General features: G+C 62.2%; 9 protein-coding genes. 4 read left to right on the top strand and 5 right to left on the bottom strand.

Translation table 11 applies throughout. From position 1 onward, the window contains the following. Positions 1–168: 168 nt before the first annotated feature. The 5 genes from rpoD to NCS00_RS24330 form a co-directional block, all read right to left on the bottom strand. The gene (rpoD, locus tag NCS00_RS24350) at positions 169–2,175 is read right to left on the bottom strand and encodes an RNA polymerase sigma factor RpoD (RefSeq protein ID WP_034472225.1); all 2,007 of its coding nucleotides are present in this window, start codon (positions 2,173–2,175) and stop codon (positions 169–171) included. 280 nt (positions 2,176–2,455) lie between these two features. Continuing rightward, the gene (locus NCS00_RS24345) at positions 2,456–3,778 is read right to left on the bottom strand and encodes a replication protein O (RefSeq protein ID WP_250441205.1); all 1,323 of its coding nucleotides are present in this window, start codon (positions 3,776–3,778) and stop codon (positions 2,456–2,458) included. 317 nt (positions 3,779–4,095) lie between these two features. Further along, entirely contained in the window at positions 4,096–5,067 is a 972-nt protein-coding gene (locus tag NCS00_RS24340; RefSeq protein ID WP_008347132.1) for a ParB/RepB/Spo0J family partition protein, read from the bottom strand. After that, positions 5,068–6,246, bottom strand: a complete 1,179-nt coding sequence (locus NCS00_RS24335; RefSeq protein WP_008347131.1) for a ParA family protein — start codon at positions 6,244–6,246, stop codon at positions 5,068–5,070. It lies immediately after the preceding gene. Between the two features lie 173 nt (positions 6,247–6,419). After that, the gene (locus NCS00_RS24330) at positions 6,420–7,901 is read right to left on the bottom strand and encodes a site-specific integrase (RefSeq protein ID WP_250441206.1); all 1,482 of its coding nucleotides are present in this window, start codon (positions 7,899–7,901) and stop codon (positions 6,420–6,422) included. A 697-nt stretch (positions 7,902–8,598) separates the two neighbouring features. Here NCS00_RS24330 and NCS00_RS24325 point away from each other — a divergent pair. The 4 genes from NCS00_RS24325 (at position 8,599) to NCS00_RS24310 (ending at position 17,370) form a co-directional block, all read left to right on the top strand. Next, positions 8,599–9,942 carry an Nramp family divalent metal transporter gene (locus NCS00_RS24325; protein ID WP_250441204.1) on the top strand — a complete coding sequence of 448 codons (1,344 nt, stop codon included), beginning with the start codon at positions 8,599–8,601 and terminating at the stop codon, positions 9,940–9,942. 37 nt (positions 9,943–9,979) lie between these two features. Then, positions 9,980–11,143, top strand: a complete 1,164-nt coding sequence (locus NCS00_RS24320; RefSeq protein ID WP_175982094.1) for an alpha/beta fold hydrolase — start codon at positions 9,980–9,982, stop codon at positions 11,141–11,143. Between the two features lie 157 nt (positions 11,144–11,300). After that, complete coding sequence (locus tag NCS00_RS24315; RefSeq protein ID WP_250441203.1) at positions 11,301–15,020, top strand: autotransporter outer membrane beta-barrel domain-containing protein; 3,720 nt, start codon at positions 11,301–11,303, stop codon at positions 15,018–15,020. 43 nt (positions 15,021–15,063) lie between these two features. Beyond that, positions 15,064–17,370, top strand: a complete 2,307-nt coding sequence (locus NCS00_RS24310) for a cytochrome P450/oxidoreductase (protein WP_250441202.1) — start codon at positions 15,064–15,066, stop codon at positions 17,368–17,370. The last annotated feature ends 980 nt before the right edge of the window (positions 17,371–18,350 follow it).

Below are 18,350 nucleotides of genomic sequence, written 5' to 3'. Positions count from 1 at the left end.
AAAAAAAAAAAAATAAATCTAAAAAAAAAAAAAAAAATAAAAAAAAAAAAAAAAAAAATAAAAAAAAAAAAAAAAAAAAAAAAAAAAAAAAACCCCCCCCCCCCCCCCCCCCCCCCCCCCCCCCCGCTTCAGAGTTCGCCCGAACGTCAGTCCAGGCGGCCCGCAGGATCAGCGATCCAGGAACGGACGCAGCTTGTCGGCGCGGCTCGGATGCATGAGCTTGCGCATCGCCTTGCTCTCGATCTGGCGAATGCGCTCGCGCGTCACATCGAACTGCTTGCCCAGTTCTTCGAGCGTATAGTCCGAAGCCGTGTCGATGCCAAAGCGCATGCGCAGCACCTTCGCCTCGCGCGGCGACAGCGCGTTGAGCGCATCGTCGATCGCGGCGCGCATGTTCGCGTGCACGGCGGCCTCTGCCGGGGAAGCAGCGCCCTGATCTTCGATCATGTCGCCAAGCGTTGCATCGGCATCTTCGCCGACCGGCGTTTCCAGCGACACCGGTTGCTTCGCGATCTTGAGAATGCCGCGGATCTTCTCTTCCGGCATTTCCATGCGCTCGGCCAGCACCGACGGATGCGCTTCCAGGCCCGTCTGCTGCAAGATCTCGCGCGAGATGCGGTTCAGCTTGTTGATCGTTTCGATCATGTGCACCGGCACGCGGATCGTGCGCGCCTGATCGGCGAGCGAACGCGTCACGGCCTGACGAACCCACCACGTCGCATACGTCGAGAACTTCCAGCCACGGCGATATTCGAACTTGTCCACCGCCTTCATCAGACCGATGTTGCCTTCCTGAATCAGATCCAGGAACTGCATGCCGCGATTGACGTACTTCTTCGCAATCGAGATGACGAGACGCAGGTTCGCTTCGATCATCTCGCGCTTGGCCTGACGCATCTTCAATTCGGCAGCCGTCATCTGACGGTTGATCTTCTTCAGTTGCTGCAGCGGCATCTCGACAACGCCTTCGATGTCGATGAGCTTCTGCTGCTCTGCCTGAATCGCCGGCAGGCTGCGCTCGAGCGACGCGCCGTATTGCTTCGAAGCCGCCGACGCACGTGCCGTCCATTCGAGATCGGTCTCGTGACCGACGAACGATTCGACGAACTTGTCGCGCGGCATGCCGCAACGATCCACCGCGATCTGCAACACGCGACGTTCGATGTCACGCACCTGCGCGACCTGCTGCTGAACGTTCGCGCACAGGCGGTCGATGGTCTTCGCCGTGAAGCGGATCGAACCGAGCTCGCGCTGGATTTCGGCTCGAGCCTTTTCGACAGCCTTCGCCGCAGCGGCACCCGAACCCTTAGGACTGCTCGCCTGTTCCGCCAGCTCGCGCACGCGTGCGAAGATCTCCAGACAGTCGGCCTTCAGTTGCTTCAGACGCGCTTCGTTCGATGCAGCGGAATCGCCAGCGCCATCGAGATCGTCGTCGTCGTCTTCGTCGCTGTCGGATTCGTCGGTATCCGTATCGATTTCGGCGGAGTCGGTCGTATCGGAAGCCGACATGTCTTCATCTGCCGTGTCCTCTTCCTTCAGGCCATCGACCAGTTCGTCGATCTTCAGCTCGCCCGATTCGACTTGCGCCGCGTCCGCGAGAATCGTCGCGACCGTCGACGGGCACGCCGCGATCGCCTGAATCATCTCGTGCAGCCCGTCTTCGATGCGCTTCGCAATCGCGATTTCGCCGGCGCGCGTGAGCAGCTCGGTCGCGCCCATTTCACGCATGTACATGCGAACCGGGTCGGTCGTGCGGCCGAATTCGGAATCGACGGTCGACAGCGCGTTTTCCGCTTCTTCGTCCGATTGCTCGTCCGTCACCACGCTTGGGGCGTTGTCGCTCAGCAGCAGCGTTTCGGCGTCCGGCGCCTGCTCGTAGACCGCGACACCCATATCGTGGAACGTGCTGACGACGGTTTCCATCGCCGCCGTTTCAGCGAAGTTATCCGGAAGGTGGTCGTTGATCTCGGCGTGCGTGAGATAGCCGCGCTCCTTGCCCAACTGGATGAGCGCGCGCATCTGACGCTGACGCTCTTCATTCTGTTCGGCGGTCATCGCGACATCGGGCTGTATCGTGCCGGCCTGGCCCTTCCCTTTGTTCGCCCGCCGGCCCGGTGCCTTGCGCGCCGGCGCGACGATATCCAGCTCCGAATCTTCCCGATCAAAACTTGCCATACTTTCTCCTCGACAGGTTTGCTCGGCGACGACAGATCCCCGGGAGCGAGCGTAACGGCTCGCGATGATTTCGATGACAGCTTCGACCACGGACGGCTTGCTGAAAATCGCATCGAGCAAAGCACGCAAACCGCATCCAGACGCGGTGTTTGCGTTTTCCAATCGCCCATTCAGGCGCAACCTTAGAGTATATCAGCTTTTGCTGCGACGCAGCAGCCTAATTCAAAAAAGTTTCCGGGCGCGGTCTCACGTCGATTCATCTGATGTTTTGGCCGCCCGTTCAGCACGCACTCGTACCCGGTGAATCGCGAAAATTGGTTGATGGCGCCGCATGGAGCACCGCCTGCAAAAGCGAACTCAAAGGGGCGATAGCGGACTTGCTCTTCTGCATTGGTCGCGCCACGTCCCTTGGTTTCGCAGATGGGGTCCCGCCCACGCTCTTCAAGCGGAGAAGCGCTTTGATGTCGCTCAGGCGCGCTTCGGATGTGCGCTGGAGGTCGGTAGGGACTGCGGCTCGAGGCGTCGGGAAATCGACGTGAGAGCCGAAGCGATCTTTGTCGTCGAGCAGGATGTGACCTGCCTCAAAGGCCGCAACGAAATCTTTCTGCCATGTGCCCGCATGGACGCGCGGATGCGGCTCGTCGCGATGGCAGATGACGATGGAACGGGCGTCGTCGGAGACGCGGTAGCGGCGCAAGCCGTCACGGCTGACGAATGACCGGCCGGCCAAACCGCCTACAACTTCATCTGTGCGCGCAGAAGTCGTTCGCTCGATTTGCTGCTGCACGTGGGCTTCGCGCTGGCTTCGCGCCCGATAGGCGAAGTCGACCGGGACTCGCAGAAGGGTGCGAAGGTAGCTGATCGGATGCGTTGCGCGTTGCAAGGGTGCCCAACTTGCTTCGACGACATCGGAGAGAAGCTTGCCGTGGGCTTTCGCTTCTCGCATCAGTTTGAAGATCAGGAATTCACGAAATCCCAGAGACACGAGGCGTTGCAGATCGGCGGGAAGTCGTCCTGGTTGTCTCTTTTGAGTATTAGGGAGTAGATCCTTATATATAGCACCGTCTGCCACGGTGACAGACGGATGGCCGTCAGAAAAGCCGGCTTGGGCGTCTGACGCGCTCTCCCGATGTTGAGCGGGCTGCGTAGTGGTCGCATCGGCTACGTCAACGAGTCCGAGCAAAGCGGCTGCCTTCTGCGTCAGGTGGATATATGCGCGACCAAACAGGCCGGCAGCGCCATAGCGGGTCTGAGGCGGCCGGATGATAAACCCGGCGCCCTCGAGGTCGTCCATGCTGCGATAGAAGGTCCGCATGGATTGCTGGGCCCGGCCCGTGAGCAGTTCGCGCCGCGCGAAGATGGGTGCGAACGGACGAGATGCGTCGACTGTGCGGGCCAAGGCGGCGAGCAGGGCACGCGCGCGTGCAGGTAGCGCCGTCGTGTGCGTGGCTCGATGAGCGGCCCGGAAAATGACCCAAGGCAGATTCGAACGATCACAAGCGTACTCATCGAGAGCTTCTTGATCGGCTACCGCTGAAGACGGTTCAGAGTTTTTTGGGCGAGAAAGAGCCTCGCCTGCAACGGAAAGTTGCGCGATACGCATGTCAAGTACGTCCATTTCGAAAAATGGAAGACAAATGCTTGACTGCTAATCGCGTTCCGCTAAACTTCGAGTTGCGTACTCGTGACCCGATTGGCGTCGGGAAGCGGACCGGGCGATAAGCAGTTAAGCCCGATATTCAAAAGCCTTCGGTTGGCGCCGAAGGCTTTTGTCTTTGTGAAACTTGTTCGTTACATAGCACCCTCAGGTTTGCTACTACGCTAAGTCTCTGATTTGCAAAGAGGTTCTACTAGGTTCAGTGTCAACGACTTTCCGGTTCTCGTTAAGTCATTGATTTAAAAGAAAACTCTAGTAGAGCCTCAGTCTTGCTCCGATTCACTTAGTGTCTTGTTGATGAAGTCAGCAATGCGCTGTCCCCATTGCTCTGCGTCGCCCGCGTCCTTCTCGAAGAAACGAACTCCCACCACGCCATTTCGCGTGGACACTTCGCAGACTTTCCTGCGCCCCGCTCGGACCACTGTCGCGCTTGGAGTCACTGCGCGCGGCTTTTCCGCGACGAGGGCGACCGCCTTGTCCTGCGTAAAATTCTCGTCTTCGACCAACCGTCGGACGGCTTCGACGACCTTTTCCGCCTTGCCGGCTTCTGTTAGCGCCGCGAGCTTTTGCGCGGCATTGCTGCCGAGTCGCTCTGGCTTTTCGGCGAGTGCGGCTTTGGCTGCCTCTGGAAGCGCGTCGAATGAGAAGATTCGCGTGACGTGACTCTTGCTCAATCCGGCGCTTTCAGAAATTTCCGTGCGCGAGAGTCCGCTCAATTCCTGCAATCGTTTGAAGTTCCAATACTTCTCGAAATCCGTAAGCGATGGCGATAGCAGGTTCGAGAAGAACGCCGCGAACTCGATTTCCCCTTCTTCGATCGACGCAACGTTGGCGCGTATCGTCGATCGTCCGAGTTCCCGGTATGCAGCGACGCGGTTATGTCCCGCAACGATCTCGTAACGAGCATCCGGCAAAGCGCGCACCAGAATAGGCGTGGCGAGCGCGTGTTGCGCGAGATTGCTCTTCAACTCCTGGAACTGCTCGGCCGTGAGTTTGCGACGCCGTCCGCTGACTTCCACGAGCGCATCGAGCGGCACTTCGAGCGCCGCTCGTTCCTCGAGTTGCGACTCAAGTTCTTTGATGCGCGCCTGCGCCGTATTGATGCGATGCTGCGCATCCATCAACCGACCGGGAGACGTGCGCGGTTCCGTGCTGACTGGACGCGCTTGCGTTCCTTCTGTGGGCTTACTGCCGATGTTCGCTGTCTTGGCGAGGAGTCTGTCCCCGATGCCCATTTAATCCTCCGTCTGATTCCACGCGCGGGCGAACTGCGCGTCGAGATGCTCGGCGAGCCGGTCGAGCGGCTCTTTGAATCGGTTGTAAGCGGCCGTACTGCCGTCCGGCTTCGACAAGTCATATACCGTCGACAATTGCGCCGACGCACCTTTTGGTACGGTCGACTCCGGAATCTCGAAAGGCAGGACGCGATCGCCGTATGCTTTCTGAAGCCAACCGCGCACAACACGCGACACGTCATCCGACTTGGCTTTAGTCAGAATCACATTCACGAAGTCGAAGCGCTTTTGCTCGAGCACGCCCGGCAGCTTCTTGGCGATATCCGCAAAGAGATGCCAGAACTGTGTCGAGCTTGCGAAATCCAGCGCCTCGGGCGGGCAGGGCAGCAGAATCGCATCCGACGCGAGCAGCGCGTTGATGGTGAGATAGCTGAGCGCCGGAGGCGTGTCGATGACGACCGCGTCGTACTCTTCCGTCAGCGGCATGAGGCCTTTGCGGACGATTTCCCAGAATTCGAACGTGCTGTCGTTCAGCACCTTGGCGGGAATCTCGAACTCCGCATCGAAGAGCGATGACGAAGCCGGGATGAGATCCAAGTTATGCCAGTACGTTTCCTGCACTGCATAGTGCAGCGTCTGCTGATCGCCGTAGATCAGCGGAAGAAGGGTCTGATCGTCCGAGATTTCGGCGTCGGGCGCCCATCCGCATAGCTGTGTCGTCGTGCCCTGCGGATCGCAGTCGATGACCAGCACTCTGCGGCCGAGCAGCGTCAGGGCCTGTGCGGCCGAGACGGCGGTTGTGGTCTTGGCGACGCCACCTTTGAAGTTCGCGACGGTCACGATCCGCCCGCGCTTGCCTTCAGGCCGGCGGGGGCGTTCTTTCGTCGCGCGGATCCATGTGAGCGCTTCTTCGAGCGTGAATTCCTTGCTGCGGCCCGCGCCCTTGGACGTGCCCGCTGGCAGCTCGCCCTTGGTCGTCAGGTACTGGAACCGCTGCTTGTCGATGCCGCAGAGTGACGCGACCTGCGCGCTCGTGAATGTTGGTGCGCTTTTGCGCGGATACGGCTCCAACATTGCATCGCGGATCTGATTGAGAATGTCAGTGGCTTGGGCGGCCACCCCCAAGAGCGTTTCGATCGAAACGGATTGATCGACTTCGGGAAGCCGAGCGCTTAGCATGGAATTCGCAGTCACTGGCGGGCCTGGGTAAGCAAATAATTCTTCGGTTTGTGGAAAACAAGCTGCAAACCGAAGAATAAACGGCGAACCGGTAAACCTCAAGTAAACTCTGAAGTGCTTGATCGCCCGCAGCGGACATTTTTACAACGCTCGACGCTCGTGTAAACGCGAAATTAGGACCGATCCGAAGGTTTTCGCGTTAACGAGATGCCGCGAATCAACTTCTCGATGCCAAGGAAACGCCCCGCGTCTTCGTTTTCCAGATACAGAGCGGTGGTCGAAACATCGGAATGGCCGAGTCCGGCGCTGACCTCGCGCAGATCCGCGCCGTGTCCGAGCGCGTGCGTCGAATGTGTGTGGCGCAGCCAATGCGTACTCGCGCGAGTCAGGTGCCTGGCAGCGCCGGGCGCATGCGATTCCATCAATGCGGCCGCGTTCGAGAAAATCGTCTTGAAAATTTTCCCGATGCCGTCGGGCGTCAATGACTGTCCGCCGCGCGCCTGCGCGAGTATTGGCGTGCCTTCGGCGCAATCCAACGGGCGCGGCAGTCCGCGCATCGCCAGGTTTTCGATGAGCGTTTCAACGACGATCGGCGGCAAAAGCACCGTCCGCGTCGCGCCGCGGCCGCCATCGACGGCAAGCCGCCAGACCACGCCGTCCACGCCGGAAAGACGCCCGGCGCTGAGCGCGTCGGTGGTTGCGAATGCGAGTTCGGCCCGTCGCAGGCCGGTGGCGTACGCGAGAAGCAGCGCCAATTTGTCGCGATGCTCGACGAACGAGTATTCGGTCCGTTCGACCGATTGCAACACGCATTTCCACTGCGTCAGATCGAGCGACCGCGTCGCCGAATCGAATACCGGCGGCGTCGCGACACGCGCAAATCCGGCAAACGGATTGGCCGCCAGATAACCCTCGCCGATGAGCCACTCGCACATGGCGCCCAATATCGACCGGGCCGTTTCGCGGCTGCGATCGGAAAGCGGGCCGGCAAAAGGGCGCCAGTCGGCGAAACAACGCTCAGGGCGACCCTTCGCGATCCAGCGCGCCGCCGGCTGCGGATCCGCGAGAAAAACGCCGACGTACTCGGCGCAATCGGCTGCATCGAGAGACGAAATCGGCTTGCCTTTCTCGATCAACGCCCACAGCAGCAGGCGTTCCGCCTCCCGCCGATAGGCACGCCGCGTGTGCGTACTGTTTGACCGGGCCTCTAGCCAAGCGGTGATCGCGCGGATGTCCGTATCGAATCGCGGGTGCGCGTGCGCCCGATTCGACCCTTTCGATCCGTCGAGCGCCAGCGGAACCCGCAACGTTTCAAGAGGAGAAATGGCGATCGAGTCGCTTGCGTCGACGTCCGCGCTTTGCGTCGACACGACGTCTCCGGGCTGCCACTGGCGCCGAGGCACGAGCGCGGCCGGCGAAAGCGTGTGGCGGAGTGCCTCGGCGTGGAGTTGCAGCCAGTCGACCACGCGTTGCGCGCCTTTTGGACCGAGCCGTGGCACGGCCGCATACCACCGATGCCGTCGCCGCTCGATGAGTTCGATGACATCCGCGAGCGTCGAAAGTCCGGCGGCAGTCAATCGCGCGGCGACGGCCGGCTCGAACCAGCCATCGACCGGATGATCCGGACGTGGATCCTGTGCGAGCGACGCCTCCATGCGCGCGAGCGCGTCCGCCTGCCGGCGACGCAATCGGGCGTTACGCGCCGCGCGCCGATCGAGAGCAGGCGAGCTCTCGGGCGGATAAGCCTCCTCGTAAAGCGCGAGCAGTTCCGATTCGCCGTACACGCCGTCCGGATCGATTTTTTCGCGGAACGCGTCGAGCGGCGGGGCGACGGCGGCGGGCGGCGGCTCGAACAGCGGGATGCTGCCGGGACGAAGCCGCAGCAGGTGAGCCGCGTCCGTGTCCCGTGCGCGGCGTGCGAGAACGGAAAGCGTGTCGCGCAGCGCCTCGATCAGCCGTCGAGTCGAGCGTACATCGGCGCTGGAATCGCCATACGATGCATGCAACTGTGCTTCGGAAACGCCGTCGAGATAACCGCGATAAAGCGCGAAGTGTTGACGCGTGAGACGGCTCGGCGCATTCGCCTGCCCCGAGTTATCTGCCAAGCGCTCTCTGGAGCGTCCTGTGTCGGCTGGCATTTATCCTTACGTTTCAGTGATTTGGGCGGAGGTTAGCAACCGACTTCGAATTTGACAAGAAAAATCGCTACATCTGATAAGTCCGATTATCAGACGCGAAGCGCAGGGCTACGGCATCTGTAATCAACGCCCGTCCGATGCGCTTGAATGTTCACTCGCCGCGGCGCATATTTTCACAACATCCACAGCAGGTTTCCGCAGGAGAAACGAGCCGATGCTTGATCCTGTACGCCCCGCTTCGAAACCGCCCGAGCAGGACGACGCGTTCCGCCCGAGCCTCCCCGAGGTGTACGCGTCGGTTCATGTGCCCGAAACCGGCCGATGGATTCGGCGCTTCCTCGCGTTCGCGGGTCCCGGCTACATGATTTCGGTCGGCTATATGGACCCGGGCAACTGGGCAACCGACATCGCTGGCGGCTCGCGCTTCGGCTACACCTTGCTCGCCGTCATCCTGTTGTCGAACCTGATGGCGATTCTGCTTCAGGCGCTCGCCGTCCGACTGGGCGTCGCGACCGGGCGCGATCTGGCGCAAGCCTGCCGCGATCATTATCCGAAGCCGGTGAACTTCGCCCTGTGGCTCGCCTGCGAAGCGGCGATCGTCGCGTGCGATCTGGCCGAAGTGATCGGCACCGCGATCGCGCTGCAACTGCTCTTCGGCATCCCGCTGATCGCGGGCGCGCTCCTCACCGCGCTCGATGCCTTCCTTCTGCTGCTTCTCATCAACAAAGGCTTCCGTCTGCTGGAAGCCTTCGTCATCGCGCTTCTGGTCGTGATCGCGAGCTGCTTCGCGTTGCAGATCGCCGCTGCCGCGCCGCCGTTCGCCGAAGTCCTGCGCGGCTTCATCCCGTCGCCGCGCATCGTCGCCGATCGCGAAATGCTGTATGTCGCCATCGGCATCCTCGGCGCGACGGTCATGCCGCACAACCTTTACCTGCATTCGTCGATCGTGCAGACGCGCGCGTATGGCAAGTCCGTCACGGCCCGGCGCGCTGCGATTCGCTGGGCGACGATTGACAGCACCATCGCGCTGACGCTCGCGCTTTTCATCAACGCGGCGATCCTGATCGTCGCCGCCGCGGTGTTTCACGCGAACGGTCACGACGAGGTCGCGGAAATCGGCGATGCGTTCCGCCTGCTTTCGCCGCTCCTCGGCTTGAGCATCGCATCGACGCTCTTCGCGGTGGCATTGCTCGCGTCGGGCCTGAACTCGACCGTGACCGCGACGCTCGCCGGCCAGATCGTGATGGAAGGTTTTCTGCGCCTGCGCATACCGAACTGGGCGCGGCGTCTCATCACGCGCGCGATCGCCATCGTTCCCGTGATCGTCGTGACGGCGATCTACGGCGAAAAGGGCACCGGCCAGTTGCTCGTGCTGAGCCAGGTCCTTTTGTCGATGCAACTGCCATTCGCCGTCATTCCGCTGGTGCGCTTCGTATCGGACCGGCGAAAAATGGGCGTCTTCGCGATTTCGCGCTGGACGCGCGCGCTGGCGTGGCTCGTCGCGGCCGTGATCGTCGCGCTCAACGTGAAGCTGCTCGCGGACACGCTGACGTCGTAAGCGCAAGAACAACCTCTATATATAAGGAGACGCAGATATGAGCGGCAGCTTCATCGACATCACGCTTCGCGACGGCACGATCATTCCGGCTTACGTCACGCAGCCCGCGAAAGGTTCGGGACCGGGCATCGTGTTGCTGCACGACGCGGCCGGCCTCGACGAATTCGTCATGCGCTCCGCCGATCTGTACGCCGAAGAAGGGTATGTCGTGATCGCGCCGCAACTTCCCGGGCACGATCCGCAACCCGGCGGTATCGCCGCGGACAATTTCGCGGCGCTCGTCGATGCCCTGCGCGCGTTGCCGCAGCACGCCGGCAAAGTGGGCGTGATCGGGTACGGGCGCGGCGGCCGCTTCGCGACGCGCATCGCCGCGCAGGCCGACGTCGATTGCGCCGCCTGCTACTACGCGGACGATTTCAGCGCCTGTCTCGCCGATATCCCGACGATCCGCTGCCCGATGGTCTTCCACTTCGCCGAACGCGCGGCGCACGATGCGCGCGAAGTCGAGCCGGCGCTCACGGGCAGACCGCACATCGAACGCTATGTTTATCCGGGCGCGTCGGCGGGCTTCATCGTTTCGGATTCCGCGCACTACGACAAACCCGCCGCGCTGATGGCGTACTCACGCACGCTTTCGATGTTGCGCAAGGTGCTCGGTCCGCACTTCGATCTGAATCACTTGTGGGAGCAGCACTGCTATTTCGAATTCGCCACGCGCGACGTCGACGCCGTCATGCCGACGATGGTCGCCGAGCCATACGTGAACCACGTCCCGACGATGACAGGCGGCGTTGGGCACGATCAGTTGAAGCGTTTCTATCGATATCACTTCGTCCACTCGAATCCCGCCGATACGAAGCTGATTCCGGTATCGCGCACGATCGGCGCGGATCGCGTCGTCGACGAATTCGTGTTCTGTGCGACGCATAGTTGCGAAATCGACTGGCTGCTGCCCGGCCTCGCGCCGACGGGAAAATACTTCGAGGTTCCGATGCTAGCCGTTATCCGCTTTCGCGGCGACAAGCTCTACAACGAGCATATCTACTGGGATCAGGCTTCGGTGCTGGTGCAGATCGGTGTGCTGAACCCCGAAGGGCTGCCGGTCGCGGGCCGGCGAACGGCCGAAAAGCTGATCGACGAAACATTGCCGAGCAACGCGTTGATGCCCAATTGGGCATCGAGCGAGGGCAAGCCCATCTGAAGCGGCAAGCGATCAAGCGGACATTGCTGACGCGCAATGCGTGGACTACTCTGAGCAAAAACGTTGACGAGAAGCAGCAATCAGCGGGCCGATCATCGTCGCAACGATGCGAAGCACTGCTGATAAAAATGAAATCGTCAGCGGAGCCGGAGAACCCATGCGCCGCCTTTTGCTTCCGATGCGATCGACGCCGCTCGCTCATGCGTTATCGCTTGCGTTCGGCGTGTCCTGTCTCGTTCGCATGGCGCCCGCTGTCGCCGGGTGCGACAGGACTGCGCCGCAGTCCAATCAGACCGCGACTTGCGATACACGCTCGCCCAATCCTTCGAACGTATCGGTCATCGCGGTGCCGGGCAGCGTCAACGTGACGATCAATGTGTTGACGGGCGTCGAACTCGACATTGCCGGCAACGGGCTATTCGTGCGCAACACCAGCACGGCGACCAACGAGGGCACGTTGCAAATCACAGGTGACGGTTCCGACGCCATGACGTCGCAAAGCGCGACGACCGGGCGCAACACGCTCGTCAATCGCGGCGCGATCTTCACGGTCGGCACGAATTCGGAAGCGATGTTCAACAACGCCGCCGCCGTCACGATGCGCAACGAGGCAGGCGGCACGCTCACGACGAGCGGTGCAAGCGCTTCGGCGATGAACGACTTCGCCAGTCCGGGCGGCGGCACGTTGGTCAACGATGGCGCGATCGCGACGAGCGGGGCGGGTTCTCATGGCATGGCGGCGCGAACCAGCGGCGACACGTTCGTGAACAATGGCGCCATCACGACGACCGGCGCGAGCGCAAACGGCATGTTCGTGGCCGGTACACCGGGCCAGAACGTCGTGACCAACAACGGCACCATCGACGTGTCGGGCAACAACGCGTCCGGCATCGTTTCGCAGGATGCGACGCCCGGCGCGATCACCAACACAGGATCGATCGTCGCGCGTGGCGCGGGCGGGGCGGGCGTGTCGCTCGCGAATGCGGCGTCCGTCACGAATGCGGCGGGCGCGAGCATCGTCAGCCAGCAGGCGGGCGGCATCGTCGCGAATCGGGGTGGCGCGATCGACAACGCCGGCACGATTCAGGGCGCGACCGGCGTGACGATTGCCAATGGCGCAGAAACGATCGGCAACAGCGGCGCGATTCGCGGCACGAGCGCGGAGGCGATTGCCGCGACCGGCAAGATCAACGTGTCGATCATCAATAGCGGGACCATTGCGGGAGGCGCGGGCGTCGCCGTACGCACCGATACCGGTAACGATACTTTCGACATGAACGGCGGCGTCGTCACCGGACAGATTCGCCAGGGCGACGGCGCCGACACCGCCACGATGACAGGCGGACAGATCGATTCCATCGATCAGGGCGACGGGCGCGACACGTTCTCGATATCGGGCGGGCGCGTGCTTGGCACGCTCGCGAACGGCGACGTCGTGAAGATCACTGGCGGGCGCCTCGCAACGGTGGATTTGAATGTCGGAAACAACGTGTTCGACATGTCGGGCGGACAGGTCGACGGCAACGTGACCGCCGCGCAGAACGACGACACGTTCACGCTGTCGGGCGGGACGATCGGCGGACGCGTCGATCTCGGCAGCGGCACGAACTCGCTGGCGATCGCGGGCGGCTCGATCGGGCAAGGAGTGACGACGACTTTCGGCGTCGATACGCTGACCTGGAGCGGCGGCACGATCGCCGGGCCGGTGTCGCTCGGCGCGGGCAACGATTCGGCGGTGATCCGCAATCTGAACGACGCGACGCTCGCCGCGACCACGAGCTTCGATGGCGGTGCGGGCACCGATTCGCTCACGTTCGACAACGTGCAGGCAAGCGGCCTCGCGCGCTTTTCGAATTGGGAGACGGTGAGCGCGTCGAACAATACGCAACTCACATTCGACGCGAAAGGTCTGACGCTCGGCGATGCCGCGACCGGAACCGGCGCGCTCAATCTCGACGCGACGAGCACGATTTTCGCGGGCGGCATCGGACGCACGTCGATACAGCCGGCGATCGCGGGGCGACTTGTCGCGCTGAACAACGCGGGCACGATCGATCTGACGAACGGCGGTTCGAGCACGAGCGATGCGTTCGTGGTGAACGGCAACTACACCGGCAACCACGGACGGCTTCTCGTGCAGAGCGTGCTCGGCGCGGACGGCGCGCCGAGCGACCGGCTCGTGATCGCACAAGGCGCGGGTGCGGGAACGACGTCGATCGGCGTGACGAATGTCGGCGGCATCGGCGGGCTGACGGTGAACGACGGCATTCTGGTCGTGCAGGCGACGAACGGGGCGACGACGTCGGCGGGGGCGTTTTCGCTCGCACATCCGCTGGAGGTGGGCGCTTACAGGTATTTCCTGTTCAAGGGCGGTGTGAGTGACGGAACGGCGGACAACTGGTATCTGCGTTCGAGCGTGCCGCCCGCGCCTGCTGTGCCTGCGCCTGTGCCTGCGCCTGTGCCTGTGCCGACGCCGACGCCGACGCCTGCACCGGTTCCAACGCCAACGCCGACACCAACGCCGACGCCGACGCCGGTGCCTGCACCGGTTCCAACGCCGACGCCAACACCAACACCAACGCCAACGCCAACGCCGACGCCAACGCCGACGCCGACGCCAACACCAACGCCGACGCCAACACCAACACCAACGCCAACGCCAACGCCAACGCCAACGCCAACGCCAACGCCAACGCCAACGCCAACGCCGACGCCAACGCCAACGCCAACGCCAACGCCAACGCCAACGCCAACGCCGACGCCGCCGTCCCCACCAACACTGACGCCGGCTCCGACGCCCACGCCCACGCCAAGTCCAACACCGACGCCAACGCCAGCCCCAACGCCCGAACCCATACCAACCGCCGCCGCGGGCACACCACCGCTGCCGCCGCCACCGCCGCCCGGCGCGGCGCCGATCCCGCTCTATCGGATGGAAGTGCCCGTCTACGCAGAGCTGTCGCCGATCGTCCGCGAACTCGCGATCCAGCAGATCGGCACATTCCACGAACGTCAGGGCGAGCAGTCGCTGCTGACGGAAACCGGCGCGCTGCCCGCCGCGTGGTCGCGCGTTTGGGGCGGCCACGCGACCCAGCACAACAGCGGCGCGGCCGATCCCGAATTCAGCGGCGGCATCGGCGGCCTGCAGGTCGGCCACGATATCCATGCCGATGCGACGCCGGCCGGTCATCGAAATCACTACGGCTTCTTCCTCGGCTTCGCGCGCGCGAGCGGCGACGTCGACGGTTTTGCACTCGGCTTTCCGAACTCGAGCGTCGGCCACCTGTCGATCAACGCGTACAGCGCGGGGCTGTACTGGACGCACATCGGCCCGGGCGGCTGGTACACCGACGCCGTGCTGCTCGGCAGTTCGCTCACCGCCGATCCGCAATCGAACCGCGGCGTCGGCGCGACGACGCACGGCAGCGCGTTCGCCGCATCGGTCGAAGCGGGTCTGCCGATTCCGCTATCGGCCCGCCTCGCGATCGAACCGCAAGCGCAACTCATCTGGCAACACGCGAATCTCCACGACATCGACGACGGCATTTCGTCCGTGTCCTTCGACCAAGCGAGCGGCTTCGTCGGCCGGCTCAGCGTGCGCCTCTACGGTCATTTCGATGCGGCCCGCACGACCTTCGAGCCGTATGTGACCGCGAACCTGTGGCGCTACTTCGGCGCGACGGACACCACGACGTTCGCGGGCACGACCGTCATTCCGACGAACGTCTCCGCGACGACCGCGCAATTCGGCGCGGGCATCGTCGCGAAAGTGAGCGCGCGCGGCAGTCTCTTCGCGAACCTCGTGTATTCGACGAACATCGGCGGTTCGCATCGCGATTCCATCGGCGGAGGATTGGGCGTGCGCTGGAAGTGGTGACGCGTTGCATACTGTGGTCACGCGAAAAAAACAGGAGACGAGCATGACCGCTGCGCCGCATTGCCCATTCCACGTCAAAGCACCGAACGGCTGCCCGATCAGCGCGGGCGCGGCCGAGTTCGATCCGTTCGGCGACGGCTATCAGCAAGACCCGCCCGAATACGTGCGATGGGCGCGCGAACAGGAACCGGTGTTCTACAGCCCGAAGCTCGGCTATTGGGTCGTCACGCGCTACGACGACATCAAGGCGATTTTCCGCGACAACATCACGTTCAGTCCGTCGATCGCGCTCGAGAAAATCACGCCGACCGGCCCGGAAGCGAACGCGGTGCTCGCGTCCTACGGATTCGCGCTGAACCGCACGCTCGTCAACGAGGACGAGCCCGCGCACATGCCGCGCCGCCGCGCGCTGATGGATCCGTTCACGCCCGAAGCGCTCGCGCATCACGAGCCGATGGTGCGTGCGCTCGCGCGCGAGTACGTCGATCGCTTCATCGACGATGGCCGCGCCGATCTCGTCGATCAGATGTTGTGGGAAGTGCCGCTCACCGTCGCGCTGCATTTTCTTGGCGTGCCCGAAGAAGACATGGACACGCTGCGCCGCTATTCGATTGCGCACACGGTCAACACATGGGGACGGCCGAAGCCCGAGGAACAGGTCGAAGTCGCGCACGCGGTCGGCAAGTTCTGGCAATACGCGGGCAAGGTGCTCGACAAGATGCGCGAAGATCCGTCCGGCCCCGGCTGGATGCAATACGGCATCCGCAAGCAGAAGGAGCTGCCCGAAGTCGTCACCGACTCTTATCTGCATTCGATGATGATGGCGGGCATCGTCGCCGCGCACGAGACGACGGCCAACGCGACCGCGAACGCGATGAAACTGCTGCTGCAACACCCCGACGCCTGGCGCGACATCTGCGACGACCCGAGCCTGATTCCCAACGCAGTCGAAGAGTGCTTGCGGCATAACGGCTCGGTCGCTGCATGGCGACGGCTCGCGACGAAGGACGTGACGATCGGCGGCATCGAGATCGCGGCGGGATCGAAGCTGTTGATCGTGACGTCGTCGGCGAATCACGATCAACATCAGTTCGCCGATGCCGATCTTTTCGACATCCGCCGCGAAAACGCCAGCGATCAGCTGACGTTCGGCTATGGCGCGCATCAGTGCATGGGCAAGAATCTCGCGCGCATGGAGATGCAGGTTTTTCTGGACGAGCTCACGCGCCGTCTGCCGCACATGCGCCTCGCCGAACAACGCTTCACGTATGTGCCGAACACGTCGTTTCGCGGGCCGGAGCATCTATATGTGGAATGGGATCCGGCGATGAATCCCGAGCGCGCCGATTCATCGGTGCGCGAGCCGCGCGCGGTCGTGCGGATCGGCGAGCCGTCGTCGCATGCGGTGAGCCGCGCGGTGATCGTCGATTCGGTCGAGACATGCGCGGATCGCATCGTGCGCGTGCGGCTCGTGTCGGCGAACGGACGCGATCTGCCGCGCTGGACGGCGGGCTCGCATATCGATGTCGTGTGCGGCGAGACCGGCATCTCGCGCCAGTATTCGCTGTGCGGCGATCCCGCCGACGCCCGCGCGTTCGAAATCGCCGTGCTGCGCGAGAGCGAGAGCCGTGGCGGTTCGGCGTGGGTGCACGAGAACGTGAAGCCGGGCGCGCACTGGCGCATTCGCGGCCCGCGCAATCACTTTCGTCTCGACGAGACCGCGAAGAAGCTCGTGCTGATCGCGGGCGGCATCGGCATTACGCCGATCAGCGCGATGGCGCGTCGCGCGCGTTCGCTCGGCATCGACTACGAAGTGCACTACAGCGGACGCTCGCGCGCGTCCATGGCCCTTCTCGATGAAATGCGCGCGCTGCACGGCGAGCGTCTGCGCGCGTACGTCTCGGAAGAGGGTGTGCGCAACGACTTCGCCGCGCTCGCCGTGGAGGAGGGCACGCGCGTCTATGCGTGCGGCCCGGCGCGTATGCTCGACGCGCTCGCCGACGCGAGCGCGTCGTGGCCCGAAGACGCGCTTCGAATCGAGCATTTCGAATCGAAGATCGGCACGCTCGATCCCGAAAAGGAACGCGCGTTCGAAGTCGAACTGAAGGATTCCGGCCTCGTCCTGACCGTCCCGGCCGATCAGACACTGCTCACGACGCTCAGACGCGCGAACGTCGATGTTCAGAGCGACTGCGAAGAAGGGCTGTGCGGATCGTGCGAGGTGCGCGTGCTGGAAGGCGAGATCGATCACCGCGACGTGGTGCTGACCCGGGGCGAACGCCAGTCGAACAATCGCATGATGACGTGCTGTTCGCGCGCGAAGGGCAAAAGGCTCGTTCTGGCGCTGTGAAGGTTTGGCCGAACGTCGGGCGGCTTTTGCTGCCGCCCGGCACAATTACTTTTTGTTGACGGATGTCAAAATGCCGCAGCAATTGGCAATCGATTAATGGCTCGCACTTTCATCATGGCGTCATATGTGTCCGAATAACCACGTCGATTAAAGATCGAATGGTTATACCCAGTAGTTAATTCGAATATAACGTTAAAGACGGCGCAAACCTTTTCAATGTAGCGCATGCTTCAAATGCCGGGCTTAGGTATTACCTAATTACCTGAATTCGCGCAAAGTGATCATACAACCGCGCAATTTTCACCGTAATATAGGATGATTATTGAACGTGCGTTCGAGTAATTCGCGAATTTCTTACATGAAAGATAAGCGGTTTTTCCGCGATCTAGGGTTTTTACCTACTAATATGAAATTTTTTACGCATGTTTTGCGTTTAGAATTGTTACTAATTTGGTGCGTCGCACAAGCACGCACGACCGAATAACTTCCGATAAACCTTGCTGCACGACTGCGCGAAATTCGCGCGGTGGAATTGCGTCTGCGCGATTTGCGCGGCAAGGCGAAAGAGAAGGGCGGTGCTGAACCTGAGAGATTTCATTAAAGGCCCATATAAATGGACCACGCAATTGGCTGCACGTTTGCCGCATCCCGTTCGGGATTTTCTATGCGGAAGAGACCGCGTCCTTCAGGCGAGGTCATCCCGCAGTCGGCGCGACGCCCTTTGAAAGTCGCTCGCTCAAGCATCGGACGGTCGGACATCGCTCCGCAATCGACGCTGCGCATCAATCGCCCGGGTTCGAATCGAACTCACCGAATCCATTCGTAATGGATGCGTTTCCGTATGGCGTGCATCGCTTCGCAAACGGAAGTCCGTTGACGCTTTCGCAGTTTCACGAGGATAGAAAATGACTGACGTAGTGATCGTATCGGCCGCGCGTACGGCGGTAGGCAAATTCGGCGGCTCGCTCGCGAAAATCGCG

The sequence above is a fragment of the Caballeronia sp. AZ1_KS37 genome, from assembly GCF_023631165.1.
GTDB lineage: Bacteria > Pseudomonadota > Gammaproteobacteria > Burkholderiales > Burkholderiaceae > Caballeronia > Caballeronia zhejiangensis.
This window is presented reverse-complemented; position numbering and strand designations above follow the sequence as displayed.